The sequence below is a fragment of the Pseudoalteromonas sp. SMS1 genome, assembly GCF_021530565.1.
Lineage (GTDB): Bacteria > Pseudomonadota > Gammaproteobacteria > Enterobacterales > Alteromonadaceae > Pseudoalteromonas.
The window spans coordinates 59,530-81,796 of sequence record NZ_JAKGBI010000001.1; the positions used below are offsets into that span (position 1 = coordinate 59,530).

Here is a 22,267-nt window from a genome sequence, read left to right on the forward strand (position 1 = left end):
CTTCCTCGTTCGAGCAATGGCGTGCCGTATGACACTAACATAGTCTGCGGCTTTTGCTAAACGTACTTCAAGGCAAAATAGGCAGAGTAATCGATACTTTTACGCCCCCCAATTCACTGTGTGTTGCAATAATATCTCCACCATGTCTCGCCACCAAGTCTTGACAAATTGCCAAGCCAAGTCCGGTACCTCCTTTATAGAGCGATTTGTTTTGCTCACTTTGATACATACGCTCAAAAATTGTCTTTAACTCACTCTCCAATACACCAGGCGCACTGTCCGAAATCGACAATACAAGCGCATTTCTACAGGATTTAGCGCGAAAATGTATGTTAGCCGGGCAGGCCGAATAGCGAATACTATTAGACAGCAAGTTTGTTAACACTTGCGTTAACCGGTCTATATCTGCATTTATCTTTAAGGTGTCTGCAACATCTATTTCGTATTCGAAGGTATAGCCACGACGCTGTGTAATACGCCCGTTAGCATCGGCTATCCATGCAAGTAACCATGATTTTACTGGCACGGGCGCTAGATTAAGGATCCGCTCTTCCAACTCTGTGCGCGCCAGTTGGTCAATATCAGCAACCAGTAAGTTAATGTCCCCAATGCGCCTATGTAATAACTCGTAGGTTTTTTCTGTGTCTGTTGTCAAATTGTATTCTAACCCTTCAATTGACATTTTAAGAACACTTAAAGGCGTGCGGATTTCGTGTGATACCTCTGCCAGCAATTGTTTTTTACGTTCCAGCAATGCTTCAGAAAATTCGGCGCGGTCTTTTATCCTTTGCTGTTTTGCTAAGAAGCTAAATCGCCATTTTATAGCCTGATACATCAACATTAGAATGGTGAATAAGGCGATGGTATACGCCCACCAAGTTCGCCACCAGGGAGACAAAACAGTAAACGGATAACTGATGTGATCACCCACACTCCCTGAGGCAAATGAACGCACCTGAAATACGTAGTGACCAGGCGCTAGTTGATTGTACGTAATTTCGCTTGACGTAGAAGGTTCGCTCCAATACTCACTGCTGCCAAGCAATCGAGACTGATACATCACACGCTCTGGGTTTGCCCAGTCACTATGACTGACCCGAAACACAATTTGTTGTGTTTCGGGTGAGAATTCAACGTCGCCATTGAGCGGCGCATGATGGTGTTCACCCGTGTGGCTCAAAGAGGCTACTTCCAAAATACTCGTGCTTAAATTAGGCTCTAGCGTAATTTCGTTGGGATCAAAATAGATTACACCACTACCAGAACCCCAGAAAAAAGTATCGTCGATAAACTCAGCTGTATTAAGGGTAGCATCCACTGCCAAGTAACCGTTGTCATAGACGAACGAATCCATTTCAATTGGATACTGAAGATCAAACAAGTGCGCTGTACGTATTCGGTTATTACCATGCTCAGTGCCGACCCATAACTCCCCGTGTAAGATTTTTAACCCAAGTACGATATGACTACTTAGCCCATCATCTGTGTTGATGTGTCGACCTAACCACGTATCTTCTTGCCTTTTAAGTGCAAACACACCGTTTCGGGTACCTAGGTACATTGTTGTATCCTTGCCTTGCTCGATACTATATGCCCAGTCACTGGGTAATCCATCAGACTGATTGAATCTGTACACAACATGGTTTTCAATAAAATAACTGCCGCCACCGTTAGTGACAAACCACACGTTGTCCGTATGGTCAATGAATACGTCAATCACATATTCGGCTGTATTCAACTCTAAAAATTGCAACTTGCCGGCACAGCTTCGATACAACCCGGCTTCTGTGGCCAAATACATACACCCATCGCGCGCACGCGCGATTTGATGAATAATGTTCGCTGCTAAGCCATTGTGTCGCCAAATATGTAAGCTCTCTTGATTTCCTAAAATGCTGACTCCCTGCCTAGTGCCTACCCATACTCGGCCTTCGCTGTCCTGAGCTAAAGCATGGACATATGAGTTAAACAGACGCTGTGCCACAGTCAGCCACTGGCCTTCGTCAAACACTTGAATACCAGTCCCGTACTGGCCGAGCCATAATTGACCCTCTATATTTGCCATTGCACTAATTCGTTCGCGATGTAACCCACTACGTTTAGTCAGTAAACGAAAGCCACCATCTTTAATGCGATTTAACCCAGCGCCATAAGTCGAGGCCCAAATATGCCCCTGCCCATCTTGCATTAAACCGCGTATGTGTTGGTCACTTAGCCCGTTCTTTTTATTAAATGTACTAACGCGGTCACGATCGATTTTGAAAACCCCTTTACTATCATCGCCAACCCAAACGGCGTTATCCATTTCGTCAATGAGCAATGCGGTGACATTCAATGACGCTATTCCTGTCTTTAGGTAAGCGCGCTGCTGGGTTTTATCGACCATACAGATACCAGAACCAACAATAGAAAAAGCAATCATTTCTTTTGAACTGGTGACAGAGGATGCTTGACCTTGGCAATGTGTATCGAAATTAAATAAGGTGAGTGCGCCAGCATAAAACTTGTATAAGCCTGTCTGTGTCGCAATCAACAGTGTATCTTGGTCGCCATGCATATCATTTATTGAACCGACACGCTCGCTGAGCGACAATTTTTCCAGTGTTTCGTGGTGATAACGATACAGCGCAAGGCCCGTTGAGAAATACAAAACATCAGATACAATCGCGATATTGCTGACTTTATCCTCAAACTTCTCGCCTTTTATGGTGAGGGTTTTAAACATATCACCATTGAACAGATTTACTCCTTTATCTGTTGCCAAAGCAAATTCACCACTGGCCATTTGTTCAATGTCCCAAACACGATTATTACTCAGACCATGTCGATCATTAAAGCACCTAAAATGTTCTGCGATATACTGACAAAGACCTTCGCCATTTGTAGCTAGCCATAGATGGCCTTTGACATCCTGAACGACCTCGTAAACGGACCCTGTGGGAAGGCCTTGCCGCGGAGAAAAATGCCTGATATCGGACAATGTATTTAGCTCGTATTGAGTCGGTTTTACACGGCGCCAATGGCTAAACTGTGGGTTGACAGTTTGGTGTTCAAAACTTGCTTCTAAAATGTGTTCATAAGACAACGGCAGGTTAATTTCGTCAAAACTTATTGCTTCTGTCGTGTCGATAGGCCTCGACATATCGGGGTTCACTTGCGTTGACTGAAGTAATGCTGGTTGACCGATTGGCAATCTCAATTGGGAGACATTTTGCCAGTTTGCAGATTGTATTTGCTTGGCTTGAATCTCGACCAAAACACGCTCAGGTGAAAGTTCATTACTGTGTGACTCGAATACAAGCGCGAGTGTCAAAAAATAAAAGATTATTCGAACCAAAGACAGAGTTCCTAACGAAGAGTTTGGGGGAGTGCGCCTGTGAAACAGCCACGCCTTTACACTTAATTTTAGTTTTAAATTCTTAGCGCATACCTGTACGCAATTCAAACGTATGATAATGTTACTATCAATCGCAAGTGATAGTTTATCGCAGTCGATTTTAACACACTTTGTAAGTAAGGAAACGATAAGGCAGAGGAGCATGTTACTCGCAAACGGTGAGTATCAAAATGTTCAGAATAAACCAAATACATAGCATCACGTTCGCCCTTTAGTTTTCTCTAACAGCCTTATATTAATAAACAACACCTATCCAATTACTTAGCTTATTTTCTGATGATTGCTCTAATAATTTACAACCTTGTAAGTTTCGAGAAAGTTTGTCCCCTTAATATTTAAACCATACACAGAATTAGTCGACAACAAGACCGAAAAATAACGAAGGAAAATTCATGAGAAAATCAATTATCGCTTTGGCTTCAATCTTTGCATTCAGTGTTTCGGCAACGGAAAAAGACCAAGATGAGCTCAAGTTTGGCCTAGGTGGCGCACTCATTACGCAAGATGAAGGTTACAAAGACGTTGGCAGTGAAACACAATTTGTACCGGCAATTGCGATTGAGTATGGCAACTTTAGACTTCTTGGCCCTTACGCATCCTACACCTTTTTCAAAACCGAGCGAATCGAACTTGCTGCAACGGGGATGCTGCGCCTTGATGGGTACGAGCAAGACGACAGTGATATTTTTAAGGGGATGGAAGACAGAAACATGAGCTTTGATTTTGGTATTGAAGCTGAGGTAGATACTGATATTGGTGAGTTCGGATTAAAATACATCCAAGACGTCACCAATACACATGATGGATATGAGGCGACGCTGTCATACGGCATTCCACTGCGCGTAGAGAAAGGGCAGGTCGTCCCTTATGTTGCTGTGAGTTTAGCAAGTGAAGATCTCGCCAACTATTACTATGGTGTCAAAGCCGGTGAAGCGACAGCAGATCGCTCCTTTTACCAAGTAGACAGCGCAACCAACTTTGAAATCGGTATTAAAAGCGACTGGTTTTTCGGTAAAAACCATATGATTAAAGCGGATGCAAGCTACACATCGTTTGACAGTGCAATTAAAGATTCACCACTAGTTGATAAATCCGGCTCTTTTCAGTTGCTTTTAGGATATGTGTATGTCTTTTAATTACCCTCTAAAAAACAGGCTGAACTTACTATACTGCGTACTTTTGACCGGATTGATCTCAGGCTGTGAGGACACATCTCTCGTCACGCCACAAAAAGCGCTCGTGACACAGACAAAAGCGATAACTTACGCAGTACCTGTATCGCCTCCTAGTAAGGTATTTTACGGCAAAGTTCAGAGTATTACTGGTTATGATATGGCGAGCTTTAATGATGGACGAGTGGCGACTGTAGCGGTTAAGGAAGGGCAAATAGTTGAAAAAGGCCAACTACTTGCAACTCTATATTCTCCGTCTTTGGATACAATGGTTTTGCAAACTAAAGCCAAACTGAACGCTGCAATTGCAGCGTCAGAGGAGGCTGAAGCAGAGCGAAAACGTATTGCTAACTTGTACATTCAAAACCTCGCGTCTATATCGTTGTTAGATAACGCGCAAAAAAATGCGAAAATTTCTGCTGAGAACGTTCGCCAAGCAAACGCGCAGCTAATAAAAGCAAAAAACGACTTAAAAGACATCTCAATATATGCACCTGAGGCAGGGTTAGTTGCCAAGCTCTATGCAAGAACAGGACTATTTGTCGCGGCCAGCGAACCAATATTGAGATTCGAGCAAATGGGCAACCAAAAAATTACTTTTTCTATACCAGAACAAGATGCCATAAAGTTAAATATCGGCGAAAAGGTAGAGATTTTTTTGCGTGCCTTGAACCAACATTTACAGGGTCGTATAAGTGAAAAGGCGCTGCCAGATATCACCGGTCCGTCTTTATTTACCGTCACCGTTGACCTAGACAAAAATGCGCCATCACTACTTGGTTTAACTGCCCAAATGCGACTCCCACTCACTAACCAACCTGTGTTTGCCATAGATTCAGATGCGGTACGTTATTCCACCAAAGGCAAGAGCTATTTACTAGATAACCAATACCAGCACTACTCGGTAACATTATTGGCATCGCGTCAAGACAAACTCCTTGTCAGTGCCGAAACCAATTTAGAGAACATCGCGTTTAGCACGACGCCTGAGCCAACGATTAATTTGAATCTAATGACAGCAAACGAGGGTGTATATGACCAGTAAGCGTGATTTCGACGTACCTTGGCATCAAAACCCAAGGCTCATTTTAGGGATTACCTGTCTATTTGTTTTGGTCGGTATCGCTGGGTGGTTCAGCGCCAGTGAACAAGAAGACCCCCAGTTTCCTTATCGAAATGGTTTCATATCTCTACATGCACAAGGCTTAACGATTGAGCAAATAAAAGACAAAGCGATTATTCCCATTGAACGAGTGCTCAGTAAAATTGACGAAGTCAGTACCTTTCAAGCGAGAATAAACAATGGCCATGCAACCGTTGATATCGAACTCAACGAGCAAATTTATAACACAGACACCGTTTGGCAAAGAATAAAAAGTGACGTGTCAGCGATACTCCCGCAAATAGCGCCCATTGAAGCACTGATTAATGATCGCGCCCAGGATACACAGGGGATCGTCATTGCAATCACGCAGCCATATCGCTTAAGTGAAAAAAGAAATATTGCGCTAAAGCTACGAACCAAATTAGAACAAATCCCTGAGATCAGGTCGGTCAGCTTAGTTGGCGATCCGCAGGAACAAATCGTCATAGATTATCGACACGAGCGTTTACGAGAATTTGGCGTCTCACCATCTGCTATCGCTGATTTGTTTACTAACCCTGATGGAACCGCGACAACATTGCGCGCAAGCGGTTTATCTACCCATGTCAGCCCAATTGGAAAAATAGACCATATTGATAAAGTCAAAGATACACAAATCGCGCTTGCCGGTGGTAAATCCGTACCGATATCGAGCATTGCACAAGTGTATTACCGTACAAACCCTGCTGCTGAAGAACACTTCATTTTAAATGGTGAACAGGTTGTAGGGCTCGCAATCTCGTTGCCGGCGAATACTGTGAGGGTCACGGATGTAGGTAACGACATTAAAAACGTAGTGGCACAATTTAATCAAGGATATGCATCTGCCCCTGCCGAAATCGTCTTATTTCAACCTAAATGGACCGCACAAAGAAAGTCCGGACTACTGCGTTCACTCGCGACTGGTTGCCTCGGTGTTGCATTGGTATTAATGGTCATGATGTCGATCAGAACAGCATTTGTCGTGGTTTTGTCAATTCCAGCTATCGCATTGAGTGCACTCGGATTTTTTACTGCTGGGGCAGGTGTGATACATCAAATGACCATCGCTGGGCTCGTCCTGTCCCTTGGTTTGATGGTAGACAACAGCATTGTCATGGCTGAAAAGATCATTCAGTTAATAGAATCAGGGCAATCTAAATTTAGTGCCAGTAAAAACGCTGTAAAGGGGCTGTACAAACCGCTCGCGACAGCCACTCTGACCACCATTGCCGCTTTTTTACCTATGCTTCTTGCAAAGGGAAATGTGGCTGACTTTATTGCATCTATTCCTGTTTTAGTTATTTTGTGTATCAGCTTAAGCTATATCATTGCGCTAACATTGATACCAGTATTAGCTAAATTTGCATTTACCACTGAGCAATCTAAAAGGTCTTCAAGCAGTCGATTTAATACTTTGGGCCTAAAGCTAACTTCATACTCACTTAAAAGGCCCAAAACGGTCATGCTGCTATTTGTGTTAGGTTGCATTGCCACCCTTTTATTGCCGGCACAGAGCGGCGAGTTTTTCCCTAAAACGAGTAGAAATCAAGCATACGTGGATATTCAGCTACCTTATGGTAGCGACATAGAAAATACATCAAAAGTCACCAAAGAAATAGCAAGGCGCTTATCGACATTCACAGGCGTCACCCGCACATTTGCATTCAGTGGCTCCTCTGGCCCGAGATTTTATTACAATTTAGTTCAACAACCAGGGGAAAGTCACATTGCCAGGGTTGTATTCGAAGTTGACATGGGTACCGACTTGCTTGCGTTGACCCAGCACATGAATAGCTCCTTGAGCGATCTGTACCCTCAAGTGTTAATTACGGCCAGAGAATTAGGTCAAGGTCCTCCGATCGAAAGTCCTATCGTACTGAGAGTGATAGGAGATGAACAAGCAAACATGTACAACGCGGCTGAAAAAATGCTGGCTGTATTACAATCCGCTCATGGCACACAAAACGTTAGACGTGCATACAGCTATGGCACCCCTCAATTAAAACTGAACATCAATGAACAAGCGTTAAAAATAGCTAACCTTAATAAAGAACAAATCAGTGACTATATTGCTTGGCAAGGGAAGGGACTGCATGCCAGCACCTTGCGCTATAAAACGGAGCCAATCGAGCTGGTTGTTCAGGACTCAGCGTCAACACAAGATATGGAACGGGTTTTATCGTTAGAAATATTGAATGAAAGCAATTCATTTGTCCCGCTATCCTATGTCGCACAAAGTGAACTAGTTGGTATGAAAGGCGTCGAAATGAGGCGTAATGGTCGAACTGAAATAAGTGTACTCGCGGATGTTAGACCTGGCCAAGACGAGGAGGCTATATTGCGGTCTTTAATGGCTGAACTCATACTTATCGCAGGGCAACATAATGTAGTGCTTGAATTTGGCGGGGAGTTTGAGGAATCCCAAGAAGCAAATGGTGCATTATTACTGGCGTTACCAGCAGGCATTATTTTGCTGTTTATCGCCTTGATATTGCAATTTAACTCTTATCGATTAACGCTGTTGGTGATGTTCAGTTTGCCGTTCGGTGCTTTGGGGTCACCAGCACTGCTCGCAATCGTTGGCGTACCATTTGGCTTTATGTCATTACTTGGTGTACTTGCACTCACAGGCATTGTCGTTAACACAGCAATATTACTCATTGATAGTGCCATTGAAGCGATAAAAAATGGTCAATTAAAAGAAGCCGCGATTCAATATGCAGTTGAATCTCGGTTTAGAGCCATTGTATTAACCACAGTGACCACCATCGTCGGAATGCTGCCATTGACGTCATCCCAAAGTCCACTTTGGCCACCGCTTGCCTGGGCTGTCATTGGCGGTTTAATAACATCAACCCTGTTGATGCTGATTGCTATGCCAATCTGGATGAACTGGATAATTGATCCAAATCGGTATATTAAACGAATTAATGACTGCAAAAAATAAAAGGACAGCAATAACTAATGCGTATATTAATCACAGAAGATAACAATCAACTTGCGCTTTTTATTCAACAAGCCATATTACAAGACGGTCACGCAGCTGACATTGCCCACAGCGCTGAACAAATGCAAAGTTTGCTCACTGGGTGGCAATATGATGCCATGATACTCGATTTGGGCCTACCTGACACTGACGGAATTGACGTCATCAGTGCACTGCGTGCAAAAAACAACCCAATTCCTATTTTGATATTGACCGCACGTGGCGGTGTTGAAGATAGGATAAAAGGTCTTGATTTAGGTGCTGACGACTATCTAAACAAGCCTTTTGCCATTGAAGAACTTAAAGCGCGTCTGCGCGCAATCCTGAGAAGGCCGGCGGAATACGCGGGTAACACACTATCTCGCGCGAACCTCTCATTGGACACTAAATCAAGACGCGTGCTGGTGGATGAAAAAAATATCAATATGGGTAAAACCGAGGTTGCCATACTCGAATACATGATCAAGCACGCCAGTTTAACTGTCAGCAAAGAAGCTATTTATGACGCCATTTATGCATTGGGGTTTGAAGTCACAGATAACGCGATCCAAGTTGCGATGCATCGGATCCGAAAAAAGCTAGAACAAGCAGGTGCACAAACAGAGATCAAAACAATTCGTGGGATAGGGTATATTTTGTCATGAAAAATGCAACGTTAACAAATAACAACTCTCTTGCTAGAAAATTGTTCGCACTCTTTAGTTTTTTGGGCTGCGGTGTTTTCGCGTTAATCGCAGGTATTTTGTTTTTGTTTTCGATTAATTTTGCCAACATCGCGGTAGAAAAAAGCATGCATGGCATGGCGGAAGACATACCCGATACTTTGCATTTTAACAAACACGGTACGCTCATCTATTCAGCGACAAACATGGCAAAAAAATGGGGCTATGATGCATTGTTTAATAACCTTGCATTTAAGGTGACTGACAGCGAAACGAAAGAAGTGTTGCTGACTTCAAATCCACATAGAGCAACTTCAGCAGCCCTATTAGCACTACCTACAGATATGCCTCAAGGGTACTCATTTTTGAACGGGATCGATAGATACCGACTCACTGCCGACATTGATGGCAGGAGACTGTATGTTGACCTTGCCCGCGATGATATGATTGGCGAGCTTGCGAATGAAGCCGTCCTGCCTATGCTCGGTCAAGTACTGACACTGACCATGGTATCGGCATTTCTGATTTTTATTTTTGTCGGCTATATCTCAATCAAAGCCGTCGTAAAGCCAGTCAATAATGTGGCATCGCAGCTTGAAAGTATTAAGCCGTCGCAACTCGATAGACGACTTGATAAAACAGGTGTCCCAAGCGAAATGCTACCTTTAGTCAGTGCCTTGAATGAAACTATGGACCGTGTCGAGACGGGCTTTAACGAACAAAAACGGTTTGTAGCTAACGCAGCACATGAATTAAAAACCCCACTTGCAGTATTAAGAACACGGCTAGAGCTCGCCGAACTGCCCGATAAAATCGGTTGTGAGTTGATGGGAGATATCAACTACATGACGCGTGTTGTTGAGCAGCTCCTCGATTTGTCGCGAGCGCAAAATCAGAATAGTTATCTACACAAACCAGTCAATATTTCCGACATTGCTAAAGACGTTTGCATGCTCTTGGGGCCTCTTACTTTAACGTATAAAAAAGACCTCGCACTGGAAGAAATAGACCAAAACTCGACGGTAATAGGCGATCAAGCCGCACTGATAATTATGCTCAAAAACCTCTTAGAAAACGCCTTGAAACATGCAGATGAAGGCGCTCAAGTCATCGTTGAAGTTGCCAAAGATCGATTGTCCGTCAAAGATTCAGGGCCTGGTATTGACGAAGAGGATAGGGTCAAGTTATTCGAGCGCTTTTGGCGCAAAGAGCAATCAACATTGACAGGGAGTGGTTTGGGGCTGGCCATCGTCAATGAAGTGGTGCTTGCGCATAACGCTCGGATCGATGTAGAGTCTTGTAATGAATTGGGAGGCGCCACATTCCATATTTATTTTTATGACAAACCGAGTTAATTCAATTCGCATCAATCAGTAGTAAAGGAAATTAAAATGGAAATTAGATTAGCAAATCACGGAGACATTGCGCTAATAACAGATTTGATTTCAGCAGTATCATCAATAGACGTACTTCCACATTTTGGCGCTGCCGGAAAGCACGAATACATGCGAAGAGTACTTCCAGATATAGAGAGCACATTGAATACGACTTTATTCGATGCCTTTATTGCCTTAAAAAATGGCCAGATAATTGGGTTTGCAGCGCTCCGTGAAAAAAACTACATCACCCACCTTTTTGTTGCTAAATCAACTCAAAGACAGGGGGTAGGTAAAATATTACTGAATACATTGCTCGCTCAAACCCGCGCCGCTCATATCTCCCTTCGTGCATCCGTCAATGCGCGATGTTTTTACGAAAAAGCGGGGTTCAAAGCAACTGAACCTGAAGGCCAGTTTTGTGGAATCCGATTTATTCCGATGGCGTTAGAGCGCGGCCAATTAGTAGGTTAATGATGTGCTTACGCAGCGAGTCTTTTTTAAATTTTCGTCCCAAATTTACAAATCATAATGCAATGCAATGTGCAAATCACGCGCCTTTGTAGATTGCCCACCTTATAACCTATTGATTTTAAATAAAGTATAACTGGTGTGATTCTTGATTAGTCTACTTTGATATAATCAGGAGCATTTTCTATGAAACACATCGCTATTTATACAGACAGTAAGGATTTACAAGAAGTCGCCATTTTAATCAGTGAAGCGAATGCCCTCGCAGACGTCGGGCATCAAGTGACAATCATAAGCCACGTTAAGTACAAAAATGTCCGAAATCTCAAGCCGGCTGTTTCGATTAAATATATAGACTCAAATGCGATGTTAGGTTTGTTGGGTCTCGCCTCCAACTTTCGAAGTTTTATTAAATGCTTATCTATTTGGTACAAATACAAAGCCGTTAACTTATATACTCTCATAACGAACGGTTTAGCACTTGCGAATATGCTCAGGCAAGCAAACGTAGAGCATGTTCACACAGGCTTTAAAGAAACGATGTACCCAGTTAGTCTAGCCAGCGCGACTTGCGTAGGGGCATCCATCTCTCACTTTTGTAATAATCGTATTACAAAAAGTAGTGCAAAGTGTATTGCTGAAACATGCAACGTGTCTTTTCTAGAATTAGATCGCGTTCCTTCTGCAAAAAACTCAAATACGATTGTATTAAAGCGAGGCTTAGACTTAACACAATACAAACCCACCATCAAAAACAAACGTTTTGTCAAACTGGTGTTTGTCGGTAATATTGTAGAAGGCGCAGGGCTATTCACTCTGTTGAAGGCTCTGGCTGCATTGCCATCACGCGCTGAAATTCAACTAGACGTTGTGGGAACTGGCCCTATTAAAAAGAAGCTGGTCAATGAGTTAATCAAGTTGCGCCTAAACCAAAAGGTACACTTTTTGGGAGAAAAACCAAGAAAGTGGATCGTACAAAACCTGTCAAAATACAATGCCATGATTTCTCCATACAACTCTGACAGTGCCGTGATGGAAGTAAACAACATCAATTACATCAAAGAAGCCATGGCCTGTAGTTTACCGATACTGACCTCAAACATAGAGACATGCGAAGAACTGACAAGTTTAGGCACAGGTATGAGATGTCCCCCAGACAGTGTTGACGCACTAAAAAATATGCTCTTGGCATTTGTTAAGTTAGGGCCATATAACCAGCATTTACTTGGCGAAAGTGCCCGAAAATACGCAGAGAAGCATTATAACGTAAAGCATCAAGCCAGAGCGCTGTCTGACTGTATTCAAGCGTTATAACATGAGTTTTGGACTACACTTAGTATGAACGCATTTTCAAGATAAATGGGTATGGGTCACAACCGTTTCCCTTACACAGCGCATCAGCAGTAAAGGAATTGCTATCTCATAACAAGGAGAGCCTATGTCCGACTCTATATATCGTGCGTTAAAAGGTCTAAGCAGAAAAGAGCACATTAACCACAACACGCATTCAAACTTACCCAATCAATTTGAAATCAAGGTCTATTGCACCTATTTAACAAGCATAATTGTGGCCATTATTGTCGCATTTTTATGGCAGATCACCCAATTAGAGCCATTTAAACTGACTTCTTTGATATTGCTCATGCTTGGGTATATTGGAATTATCATTCATCCCGCAATTGTGTTTTTTCTTCGCCGAAGAGAGATTAAAGACAGCATCAAAAATCCCTTAGCTGTGTTGTATAACAATGCCAAAATGAATGATTGTTATGATAAAAAATACATGGGCTTTTTACACTCAAAAAGTTTAGACGATTTAGAATTTACTTTGCTGGAAGTAAAAGCTGAAAAAATCGCATTTGAAAAGCGGACAGCCTTGTTAGTTGGATCAATTGAGCGAGTGGGGTTTGCCCCCGGTGTCTTAGCACTGCTCATATCACTCGACAAACTTAACGAAATTGAACTGGATTGGGTCTTGTCCATAGCGTACGCCATACCAATTCTTTATTTTTTTGGTGCATTCAGCCATATACTTGCGACCAAAATGAGTCGACATATTGCGATTCTTGAATTGGTGATCGAAAAGAAAAGACATAAACACGCTGACACCATCTAATTTAAAAAGAAAGCGACCAAGATATAAGGTGCTGAACGTATTATGATAATAAACAATCACCGCTAGAAACTTGATGTTATAAGAACAGTTTTTAATTGCCTTAGTCCCAGAAAGAGTTAAACTCAATACACATGACGCAAGCTTATTGCAAACTTGTCAAGGACTTAGCTTTGAACTTTTGGTTTACTCATCTACCTGGTTGGTGTGCACTAGCTGTGCTAACTTACAGTGCTAATGTCAGTGCTCAGCTTAAATTCGCTTTAATTGGAAAGACTAAAAACGACTCTTTTTATCAACAGTCGCTCAAAGGGTGTCAAGCGTTCTCTCGTACCATTCCTGATTTAACCTGTGTCTATGATGGAGCAGACGACTATCAGGATGTGCGAACGCAAGTGCTCATCGTTAAGGAGTATATAAATAAGGGCATTGACGGACTGTTAATTTCCACAACAGATTCTCGCTTTTTGGTTTCTGGGGCATTACAGCTGGCAAAAGAAAAAAATATTCCTGTTATTACTTTTGATTCCGATTTATTAGAGCAACATCAAACTTATCGGCTTGCCTATGTAGGAACTAACAACTTCGATTTTGGCGTCGCACTAGGTAAAGCCGCACTTAAATACAAAACGTTTGACCCACAACCTTTTTGCATTCAGTCTGGTCACCAAACTACACCAAATTTAAATAAGCGGATAGAAGGGGTTCGGTACGCACTTTCTGGCAGTGCCTCAACTCGATTAAATGGACAATCTGGCTGGATTGAGTACGACCGATGCCCACTTTATACAATGGGAAGGCGTGATGATTCACTAAACCAACTTTTGACAATACTAGATTACAAGCAACCTCCGATATTCCTAGCAGTCGCAGGCTTTGCCCAATTTAACCCAGAATATTCGATTAAACTTCTAGACTACAAACAGCGTATTAAGGCTGGGGATATTACAATCATCTCAGCGGACACAGAACAAATTCAACTACAAGCGCTAAGCAATGGACTTTCAAGCATTAATATTGGTCAAAACCCCCACGAAATGGGCAGATTAAGTGCTGAGTTGCTTTATCGTTATGTTAAATCAGGAGAAAAGCCTAAAAAGAGTACGTACTATCTTGATTTTCACTATTGTAATCAAGAAAACGTTGCAACCTGTACCGTCAACTATTGAAAAACGGCTAACCCAATAAGATCAGCCGCACACGCACGCACCATAAAATTCAATGGACTTTAATTACGGCGCCAAATTAATTCCCGATTGCTTGACCGCATTCAATGTTGCGAGGGTAGGCACTTTAAACAACTCATCCATCATATCAAGTGTGTTATTAGTGCTTATATCCTTTGGAGAGTCAGATTTACTCTCTCTGTAGTGGAAACTTAGTATGTCCGTAAATTGATTGGAAATTGCAACATCGAAAAACTGATACCCTATTTGTGACTTCATCCACTCTAAATACCTAGACGCGCTGCACCCTTTGAGTAGCAAACTCCCAACAATAGGGGTTTCAATGAGTAAGCGACTGGCTGATGTCTCTAATACAGCATGCTTGATGTCGTCAATTAAGAGTAGCGGCAACAAATCCGTCACCGGATTACATGGACCAAAAATGAGCAAATCAGCGTTTGCAATCGCTTTAATCGCGCCGGCAGGTGAAGATACGTCTTTCGACAAGAACACTTCTTGTGGCAAGTCCGCCAATTCATCAATATTTTTCGTGCCTACTACGGTACTTCCACATTGCGTAATTGCCACCAAATCTGTCGCGTAATCGGACATAGGGAAAATACAGCTTGTACTGTCGATTGACTTGTTAAAAATGCTAATGGCTTCTGATGGCGTATTGCACATGAGAGACAATAGTGCCAAATTCGCTGTGTGGCGCTCTTGTAGCCGTTCTTTGTTCGAGCAAAGTGATAGGCTCATGTTCTGTAAAGTTTCTAGCTGCGCATAAGACAATAACGCGCACTTGTTATCTATGTCAAAGCTCGCCTCAGGCGTTGCACAAATTGCGCTCATAGATTGGCATAAGGGTTTTAGCTTTTTCATTATTCCTAACATCTCTTGGCCTGCGCCAATAAAAACGACATTCATAGAGTCACCTTCGGTTAAAATTAACTTACCTCCGAAGAGCATGATGTGTGCCAAATCATATGTCGTTGATTTAATGTATTTTAAAGTTTTATAAGGGTAAGCTTATCGCAAAGTGCATAGCAATTTGAAAATGTTTTTTTCAGTTTTAAAAAACCACAACGAGGTCGTTAGAGGTAAGGCATAGTAAAAACAGAAAGAGCCCAAGCGGGCTCCTTTTAAAGTACCATTGCAGCTATCCAACCAAAAATAAGCAACGGAATATTGAAGTGAATAAATGTCGGCACTACAGAGTCCCAAATATGGTCATGCTGACCATCTGTATTGAGACCGGAGGTTGGCCCAAGTGTCGAGTCTGAAGCTGGCGAGCCTGCGTCGCCGAGTGCGCCAGCGGTTCCAACCAACGCCACCGTGGCCATTGCAGAGAAACCAACTTCCAAAGAAAGCGGCACAAACAAAGTCGCAATAATTGGAACAGTGGAGAAAGAACTTCCTATACCCATTGTGATGAGGAGACCAACAATCAAGATAACAGCGGCTGCAACCGGCTTGCTATCACCAATTATACCTGCACAGGCAGCGACTAAAGACGCAACATCACCGGTCTCTTTCATAACGGATGCAAAGCCCTGAGCCGAGATCATAATAAACCCGATCATTGCCATCATGGCTACGCCTTTGGTGAACACATCAGAGCTTTGATCCCATTTGATAAGCCCAAACATCGCAAACATCATCACGCCTACCAAGCCACCTAAAATCATAGAGCCACTCACGTTTTGCGCCAACAACGAGCAAACAATAGCAATTCCACCAGCGATGAGCACCTTTTTTTGATCTTCTATTTTTATGTCGACGTCAGACGCAGACTGCACATCGTTTTTATATTCTCTTGGCTTGCGATAACTGATAAACACCGCAATGATCAGGCCAAGTAACATTCCCAAGGCAGGGATAATCATAGCGTAGGGGACAGCGGTGTTGACAATTTCAAGACCGTTATCAGTCAAGTTTTTATGCAAAATTGAATACAGATAGATGCCGCCAAAACCATATGGTAATACCATGTATGAGGTTGCAAGACCAAACGTCAAAACGCACGCAATTGCCCGCCTGTCCATCTTCAGCTTATTAAATATAACGATTAACGGCGGAATTAAGATAGGTATGAAAGCAATGTGAACAGGAACTAAATTTTGAGAGGCGACTGCGCACCCCATGATCACGACAAGGATTAACATACTTAAATAGTTTGCGGAGTCCTTGTTTTTACTGTTGACCAACCCCAGCAGTTTACTGGCAAGTATGAGCGTCAATCCTGACTTTGAGATTGCAACTGCAAATGCGCCAAGCATGGCATAGCTTAGCGCTATTTGCGCCCCACCTGAGAGTCCATCATTAAAAGCATTGAGTGTATTTTCCAAACCAAGGCCAGCGGTAAGACCGGCAGCCAAAGCGCTTAACGTCATCGCGACAATCACGTTTACCCTAAACAGGGATAGGCCAAGCATGAGAATGACCCCAACAACTACTGCATTCATATTATTTTATTTTTGCCTTTTTTATTATTCGTCTATTTAAAAAAGAAAGTCTCTTATACTGTTCGCGAGAAAGCGACTCTGTGTTGTATCTAGCAGACTCGAACAGGGTATAAAACTCACTTAACTCAGCTTGCGCCCGAGGAAACTTTTGCTTAAGCAACTCAATTGACTGTTTGGGTGTTAGGCTGCTTGCCTGTACTTTACCAAAATCTAACAACCGATTGTAGAGCCTGATTTCTTTGGCTTGTGATTTCCATTTACGATAATTTAAATACGCGAACCATCCACCAAATGTCGCTATCAGTATCAGTACAACGGATAAAGCGGGTAAAAAATTGTGTTTTGCCCCAAACAAAGCTTTGAGTAATGATGACTGTTTTTTATCATCAAAATTGAGTACCCATCGAGTCCAGTGGAAATCAAGCTGCTCAAGCTGCAAACGTACCCAGTTAATGGCTCTGATATTAGAGAAAGACGCTAAACTGATCCCTAAATTGTCTTTAAATTCTTGTTCTAGTTCCGCTAAATCGGAGAGTGAACCAAACATACGATCCGGTGCAACCCATGCTGTTGGATCTAATCTTAACCAGCCTTGCTGTGGCACATAATATTCAACCCAAGCGTGCGCATCATATTGATAAACCGCGTAATAGTTACTTTGCTGGTTAAACTCACCACCTAGATAACCAGAGACTAAACGTGTTGGAATACCTGCTGTGCGCATTAAAAATGCAGCCGATGATGCATAATGGCCGCAAAAGCCCGATTGCGTAGAAAATAAAAACTCATCGACATTATGTTTGTTTCTAATCGCCGGTGGTGAAAGACTGTAATTAAAACCACCTGTAACAAAAAATGACTTCATTCTGGTGATGAATTCTTGTGTACTACCGGTTTCAGAGTCCCACTTTTTTGCCAATTCTATGGCTTGGGGGTTATAGCCTTCAGGCAACTGCACGTTGATAGCGTATTCCCAACGCGATAGACGCGCATCGTCTAGATCGACAGGGGATACTTCATATTGAACGGGCTTATTGGACAATTTTTTTTGAAAAATGGTACCAAAGTGATTCACGCCCATCCCCTTACTTGCAGGGATGCCATCGCCTAAGGTAAATAACCAACGTGTGTTAGAAGGCTCAGCAATTACAGAGTATGTAGGTCCCATAGGTTGGTAGGTTCGCTGTAAACCGACCCCCTGCAAACGCGACATTTGCCATTTTTTCCCATCAAACCTGTCATGCACGATGGCACGCCAATAGAATGGTGGCTGAAATATGTCTGCAGCGGGTAGCAATGCTCTAAATGCGAGCTCAGAAGAACGAGACAGCTCAGTTATCTCGAATGGGTCAACATCTTCGGATAACCCCGTATTTGCAGACTTGGCATTAGGTAGTTGCCAAAAAGGGGGAAGCTTTGGTACTAAAAGCACCATGGCAACGGCCAGAGGTAAACTAAAGATAAACTTTTTGACCGAACTTTTATATGATGTTTTTATCGGTAAGTTGTGTGACACACTAAAAAGCTGCGCTAAGTTAAAGAGCAATAGTCCCGCGACAAATGCGAAAGCTAATATGTTTTGTGAAAACAAATAAAAACACGGATAAGTGAAAAAATTGAGAATGTATGCAGAGGTTGCTTGTTGCGCCGATGTCACTTGTAGCATTTTTAACGCGCACGCACCTATTAACATTGCCACAAACATTTCTATTGTATTTTTGAGTCCTAAGGACAAAAACACAACAACGATGACCGTTACCGCGAGCAAATTGACCACCAGCTTGGATGGATTCTTCACCGCGCCAATTGTTGTACTCACTTTAAAAATAGTCACCAGCACAATGGACACACAGAAGACATATCCCAAGCTTTGAAAGAGCAGCAGAGATATAGCGCAATAAATAAGAGAAGTAATTAATGTATTACGCTTAACCAATGAATTAGCACTCACTTAACGCCTCCAAACACGCCTTAACATGCCTTTCTCCACTGTCCATTTTCAAGTACACATTTGGAAGTCGCAGCGCGAAATCGTGACCTTGTTTATCAGCCTCAATCACCTGATAACACAATTTTGAAAGTTTTGTTTCTTTCGCACCTTCAACTTTATGAAAGTCCAGTACATGGCTTATTGACTGTTCTTCACCTTCATAGTCCTTTACTAATAGCGTTTGGCTTTTAGCAAAATGACGCCATGAAATTCGGTTTTTACTCATCCCTTTTTGATATTTAGACAAACTACTGAAATCTTCGAAACTATCAGCGCGATTAGATTTCATCCCCGTATCTGTATCAGCTTCCAATGAACTATGAATATCTAACTCACATTTCATCGGGGCAGGGTACACATAGAATGACTTATCCGGGATTAAATAACTCCAAACGTTGACCAAACCAAACGGATAGCCACTTTGAACCTTAAACTTACCGCTTGGATACTTTCCTCTTTTTTCTAATAGTATTTTAATGACTTCATTATGTGTTTTGGCATCAAAGTGTTTATTTTGAAAGTCTAAATGAGAAAAGTCCGAATGATAAATATTGAGTGAGTAAGCATCAGAAGAAGGCGTGACGCGAAATTTAGCTTGATTATGATGACCCGCAAAATTACTAGTGATGTCCAACAACTCAAGCTTAAGGCCATGTAGATTCATGTAACCATAAAATAACGCCGATATTTGCAACATCAACATGAGATAAGACACGCCCAAGATCAAATTGTTTTGATAGTTAATACCAATAACAAAATTAAGCAGTGCAAAGAACAAAAATAAAAACCCACTTTTTGATGGGACAACGTAGATATTATCGTGACTAAACGTCATGCTATTGTTCGAATGCTTCTTAGCAAGAATATTGTTTAGCCACTCTTTGTATGATCCCGAAATCATCACATAGGTACCGGAACTCGACTAAATATGCTTTCTACTACTGGCGTTTGTTCATTGCAAGGCACATTAAGTCGATGTCCTGCTACTGGGCCGAATACGGCTTGAACGTCGTCTGGTAGCACGTATTCTCGTCCGCATATCAAGGCATAGGCTCTGGCAGCAAGCCCAAGCGCGATACTCGCCCTCGGTGAAAGGGGGTCGCCAAATTCGCCTGAGTCTCTAGTAAAGCTGACCAAATCGATAATGTACTGTACCACGGGCTCTGACAGTGTGATAGACATGACTTTTGCTTGTAACTCAGAGAGTTCTTCGGCTGTTAACGCTAAATTTAGGTCTTCGAGCTTAAATGACCGATCATTACCAGCCATGATTAAGCTTTTTTCTGCTTCTGTGTCTGGGTAACCAAGGCTTATACGAATGAAAAACCTGTCTAGTTGAGATTCTGGCAGTGGGTGAGTGCCGGATTGGTGCAACGGGTTTTGCGTCGCAATAACAAAAAACGGTTCTGGCAGCGTATGGGTAGTACCGTCGACCGTAACTTGTCCCTCTTCCATAGCCTCTAGCAGCGCACTTTGGGTTTTAGGGCTTGCTCTATTTATCTCGTCAGCTAGGAGTACCTGACTAAAAATAGGCCCAGAATGAAAGTCAAAACTATTAGTTTGCGTGTTGAAAATGCTTGAACCAGTAATATCTGCAGGCAGTAAATCACTGGTAAATTGGACACGTTGATAACTCAAGCCAAGCACATTTGCTAAACCATGGGATAACGTCGTTTTACCCATGCCGGGTAGGTCTTCTATCAGTAAATGACCTTTGCTCAATAAACAACATAACGCTAATTTAAGTTGTTCATCTTTGCCAAGAATGAGTTCTGATAGTTTTGAAATAATATTTTGGGAAATTTGATTCATGCAATCATTTCTAATCGTTTCATAACCGTATCAACCTTTTTAGCGTTAAATGGTTTTGCGATAAACCCCTTGGCGCCGAGCTCCCAAGTATTTTGTACGTTCTCAAGGCTATTATGACCTGAACACATAATCACGTGCGTGTTGGGATACGTGTCGTTCACGTACTCTAGAATTTGTGTGCCGTCGGTGTCTGGTAACTCTATGTCTAAAAACAATACATTGGGTGCTTTTGACTGGAGTAGAGGTTTAGCTGACGAAAAGTCCTTCGATTCATATATTTCTTCGAACCCAAGGTTTTCTAAGATTTCAATTAAGTAACTACGTACTTCTTCAACGTCATCGATGATGAGGATTGGTTCTAAAGGTCTAACAAGTTCCATATTGTAATGCTATCTATAAACAACTCGTTTAATACTATGTCATGGCGCCAACGAGAACAATGTTTTATTTACATCTAAACGAATAGAGAGAAACAGACTATCACTTTGGTATAAAAGGCGAATACAGTATACAAATTACACTTACATTATGTTAAAGCCCATATGTTTAGCTTGTCGATTGATGCATTACTTTACTGACGTTAACTATTACTTTTGATTACGGTAGTTTGGTAATACGACTTAATATAAGCATCGAGGGCATTGTGTTCACTTGCCGGCAAAAAGTCTGTATGCGCCTCAACAAACTCCTGACTCAAGTATAGATCCATCAAAACGTCATTTACTTTATCGATGAATTTTTTACTCTGCGCGTTATCGTTGCACATGATATGCCCGATCACGACTTTTGGGGCACCAGCAATATGGTAAGATTTGACAGGTAATACCTGATTGTTACTGTATCGATGAAATTCTGCGGGGTAGCTCAGTAAAAAGTCCACTCTGCCTAGAATGAACATTCTATGGACCGTTTCATAGTGGTCACTTCCTCCTCTAACAACTAAATTATGGCGATCGACTTGTTTTAACTGCGCATCTAAAAAATCGCCATAAGAAAAGTTGTCTGCAATGACTATCACCTTATTACGAAACTCTTTAAATAAGTCGGGTAAAGACTTTATTTCTCCACGAGGGTTAAGTGTTGCCGCCATATTCGCAATATTATTGTTATATGTGTACAACTTATGAGACCAATAAAAATTTACAGGCAAGCTAAATAGAAATTTAGATTTACGATGGCTGGTACTGATTTTATTGACAGTGCATGCAGGGTAGTTGACACTTTCCATTAACTTGATTGTGCGATTTAGACTTGCTTTGGCGAACACGACTTTTGTGCTGTCGCCCAGACTAGAAAATACCAGCTTGTTGGTCGCCCCTGCTATATTTTCTGGTGTGCTATTTGAATCACTGAATAGCTCAAAATCGAGCTGGTCATCTAAGTAAATATGTACTTTTTGAGCAGCATGCGTATTAAAACAAATACAAAACAGCACCACAGTCATTCGCTGTATTTTGTCAAACCATCCCAATCAAGCTTTCCTCTGTACTAAAATATTCCACCTTAAGTGTAGTGTAAAAACAAAAAAGGT

At 42.1% G+C, this 22,267-nt stretch carries 17 protein-coding genes; 9 read left to right on the forward strand and 8 right to left on the reverse strand.

Annotated features, from left to right (window positions below; translation table 11 throughout):
• Window positions 1–67: 67 nt before the first annotated feature.
• Complete coding sequence (locus L1286_RS00225) at window positions 68–3,337, reverse strand: two-component regulator propeller domain-containing protein (protein ID WP_235404879.1); 3,270 nt, start codon at window positions 3,335–3,337, stop codon at window positions 68–70.
• Window positions 3,338–3,789: 452 nt separating this feature from the next.
• On the opposite strand from L1286_RS00225, the gene L1286_RS00230 reads away from it, so the two are divergent.
• The 9 genes from L1286_RS00230 (at window position 3,790) to L1286_RS00270 (ending at window position 14,472) form a co-directional block, all read left to right on the forward strand.
• Complete coding sequence (locus tag L1286_RS00230; RefSeq protein WP_235404880.1) at window positions 3,790–4,533, forward strand: MipA/OmpV family protein; 744 nt, start codon at window positions 3,790–3,792, stop codon at window positions 4,531–4,533.
• Entirely contained in the window at window positions 4,523–5,614 is a 1,092-nt protein-coding gene (locus L1286_RS00235) for an efflux RND transporter periplasmic adaptor subunit (protein WP_235404881.1), read from the forward strand. The genes L1286_RS00230 and L1286_RS00235 overlap by 11 nt, the downstream gene beginning before the upstream one ends.
• Window positions 5,604–8,642: an efflux RND transporter permease subunit gene (locus L1286_RS00240; RefSeq protein ID WP_235404882.1), complete on the forward strand. Its 3,039-nt coding sequence runs from the start codon at window positions 5,604–5,606 to the stop codon at window positions 8,640–8,642. The genes L1286_RS00235 and L1286_RS00240 overlap by 11 nt, the downstream gene beginning before the upstream one ends.
• A 17-nt stretch (window positions 8,643–8,659) precedes the next feature.
• On the forward strand, window positions 8,660–9,325 hold the full coding sequence (locus L1286_RS00245; protein WP_235404883.1) for a response regulator: 666 nt from the start codon (window positions 8,660–8,662) through the stop codon (window positions 9,323–9,325).
• Window positions 9,322–10,698: a sensor histidine kinase gene (locus tag L1286_RS00250; RefSeq protein WP_235404884.1), complete on the forward strand. Its 1,377-nt coding sequence runs from the start codon at window positions 9,322–9,324 to the stop codon at window positions 10,696–10,698. Before L1286_RS00245 ends, L1286_RS00250 begins: the two co-directional genes overlap by 4 nt.
• Window positions 10,699–10,734: 36 nt before the next feature.
• A complete protein-coding gene (locus L1286_RS00255; protein ID WP_235404885.1) occupies window positions 10,735–11,193 on the forward strand; it encodes a GNAT family N-acetyltransferase in 459 nt (152 codons plus the stop codon).
• A 183-nt stretch (window positions 11,194–11,376) separates the two neighbouring features.
• Window positions 11,377–12,504, forward strand: coding sequence for a glycosyltransferase family 4 protein (locus L1286_RS00260; protein ID WP_235404886.1), 1,128 nt, complete (start codon window positions 11,377–11,379; stop codon window positions 12,502–12,504).
• Between the two features lie 124 nt (window positions 12,505–12,628).
• Window positions 12,629–13,306 (forward strand): hypothetical protein, encoded by a 678-nt coding sequence (locus tag L1286_RS00265; protein ID WP_235404887.1) that lies wholly within the window; start codon window positions 12,629–12,631, stop codon window positions 13,304–13,306.
• A gap of 170 nt (window positions 13,307–13,476) precedes the next feature.
• Entirely contained in the window at window positions 13,477–14,472 is a 996-nt protein-coding gene (locus L1286_RS00270; protein WP_235404888.1) for a substrate-binding domain-containing protein, read from the forward strand.
• Between the two features lie 63 nt (window positions 14,473–14,535).
• On the opposite strand, the gene L1286_RS00275 is transcribed toward L1286_RS00270, so the two are convergent.
• From L1286_RS00275 to L1286_RS00305, 7 genes are all read right to left on the reverse strand, one after another.
• Window positions 14,536–15,396 carry a 2-phospho-L-lactate transferase CofD family protein gene (locus L1286_RS00275; RefSeq protein WP_235404889.1) on the reverse strand — a complete coding sequence of 287 codons (861 nt, stop codon included), beginning with the start codon at window positions 15,394–15,396 and terminating at the stop codon, window positions 14,536–14,538.
• Between the two features lie 215 nt (window positions 15,397–15,611).
• Entirely contained in the window at window positions 15,612–16,934 is a 1,323-nt protein-coding gene (locus L1286_RS00280; protein WP_235404890.1) for a Na+/H+ antiporter family protein, read from the reverse strand.
• A 1-nt stretch (window position 16,935) separates the two neighbouring features.
• Window positions 16,936–18,885 (reverse strand): transglutaminase family protein, encoded by a 1,950-nt coding sequence (locus L1286_RS00285; RefSeq protein ID WP_235404891.1) that lies wholly within the window; start codon window positions 18,883–18,885, stop codon window positions 16,936–16,938.
• Window positions 18,875–19,825, reverse strand: coding sequence for a DUF58 domain-containing protein (locus L1286_RS00290; RefSeq protein ID WP_235404892.1), 951 nt, complete (start codon window positions 19,823–19,825; stop codon window positions 18,875–18,877). The genes L1286_RS00285 and L1286_RS00290 overlap by 11 nt, the downstream gene beginning before the upstream one ends.
• A complete protein-coding gene (locus tag L1286_RS00295) occupies window positions 19,825–20,736 on the reverse strand; it encodes an AAA family ATPase (protein ID WP_235404893.1) in 912 nt (303 codons plus the stop codon). Before L1286_RS00295 ends, L1286_RS00290 begins: the two co-directional genes overlap by 1 nt.
• Window positions 20,733–21,116 carry a response regulator gene (locus tag L1286_RS00300; RefSeq protein ID WP_235404894.1) on the reverse strand — a complete coding sequence of 128 codons (384 nt, stop codon included), beginning with the start codon at window positions 21,114–21,116 and terminating at the stop codon, window positions 20,733–20,735. Before L1286_RS00300 ends, L1286_RS00295 begins: the two co-directional genes overlap by 4 nt.
• A 200-nt stretch (window positions 21,117–21,316) precedes the next feature.
• Window positions 21,317–22,207: a hypothetical protein gene (locus tag L1286_RS00305; protein WP_235404895.1), complete on the reverse strand. Its 891-nt coding sequence runs from the start codon at window positions 22,205–22,207 to the stop codon at window positions 21,317–21,319.
• Window positions 22,208–22,267 lie beyond the last annotated feature (60 nt).

Bases quoted from the DNA above. Each gene is read 5' to 3' on its own strand.
- L1286_RS00230 (WP_235404880.1), top strand. From the start codon at position 3,790: ATGAGAAAATCAATTATCGCTTTGGCTTCAATCTTTGCATTCAGTGTT.
- L1286_RS00235 (WP_235404881.1), top strand. From the start codon at position 4,523: ATGTCTTTTAATTACCCTCTAAAAAACAGGCTGAACTTACTATACTGC.
- L1286_RS00240 (WP_235404882.1), top strand. From the start codon at position 5,604: ATGACCAGTAAGCGTGATTTCGACGTACCTTGGCATCAAAACCCAAGG.
- L1286_RS00245 (WP_235404883.1), top strand. From the start codon at position 8,660: ATGCGTATATTAATCACAGAAGATAACAATCAACTTGCGCTTTTTATT.
- L1286_RS00250 (WP_235404884.1), top strand. From the start codon at position 9,322: ATGAAAAATGCAACGTTAACAAATAACAACTCTCTTGCTAGAAAATTG.
- L1286_RS00255 (WP_235404885.1), top strand. From the start codon at position 10,735: ATGGAAATTAGATTAGCAAATCACGGAGACATTGCGCTAATAACAGAT.
- L1286_RS00260 (WP_235404886.1), top strand. From the start codon at position 11,377: ATGAAACACATCGCTATTTATACAGACAGTAAGGATTTACAAGAAGTC.
- L1286_RS00265 (WP_235404887.1), top strand. From the start codon at position 12,629: ATGTCCGACTCTATATATCGTGCGTTAAAAGGTCTAAGCAGAAAAGAG.
- L1286_RS00275 (WP_235404889.1), bottom strand. From the start codon at position 15,396: ATGAATGTCGTTTTTATTGGCGCAGGCCAAGAGATGTTAGGAATAATG.
- L1286_RS00280 (WP_235404890.1), bottom strand. From the start codon at position 16,934: ATGAATGCAGTAGTTGTTGGGGTCATTCTCATGCTTGGCCTATCCCTG.
- L1286_RS00290 (WP_235404892.1), bottom strand. From the start codon at position 19,825: ATGATTTCGGGATCATACAAAGAGTGGCTAAACAATATTCTTGCTAAG.
- L1286_RS00295 (WP_235404893.1), bottom strand. From the start codon at position 20,736: ATGAATCAAATTTCCCAAAATATTATTTCAAAACTATCAGAACTCATT.
- L1286_RS00300 (WP_235404894.1), bottom strand. From the start codon at position 21,116: ATGGAACTTGTTAGACCTTTAGAACCAATCCTCATCATCGATGACGTT.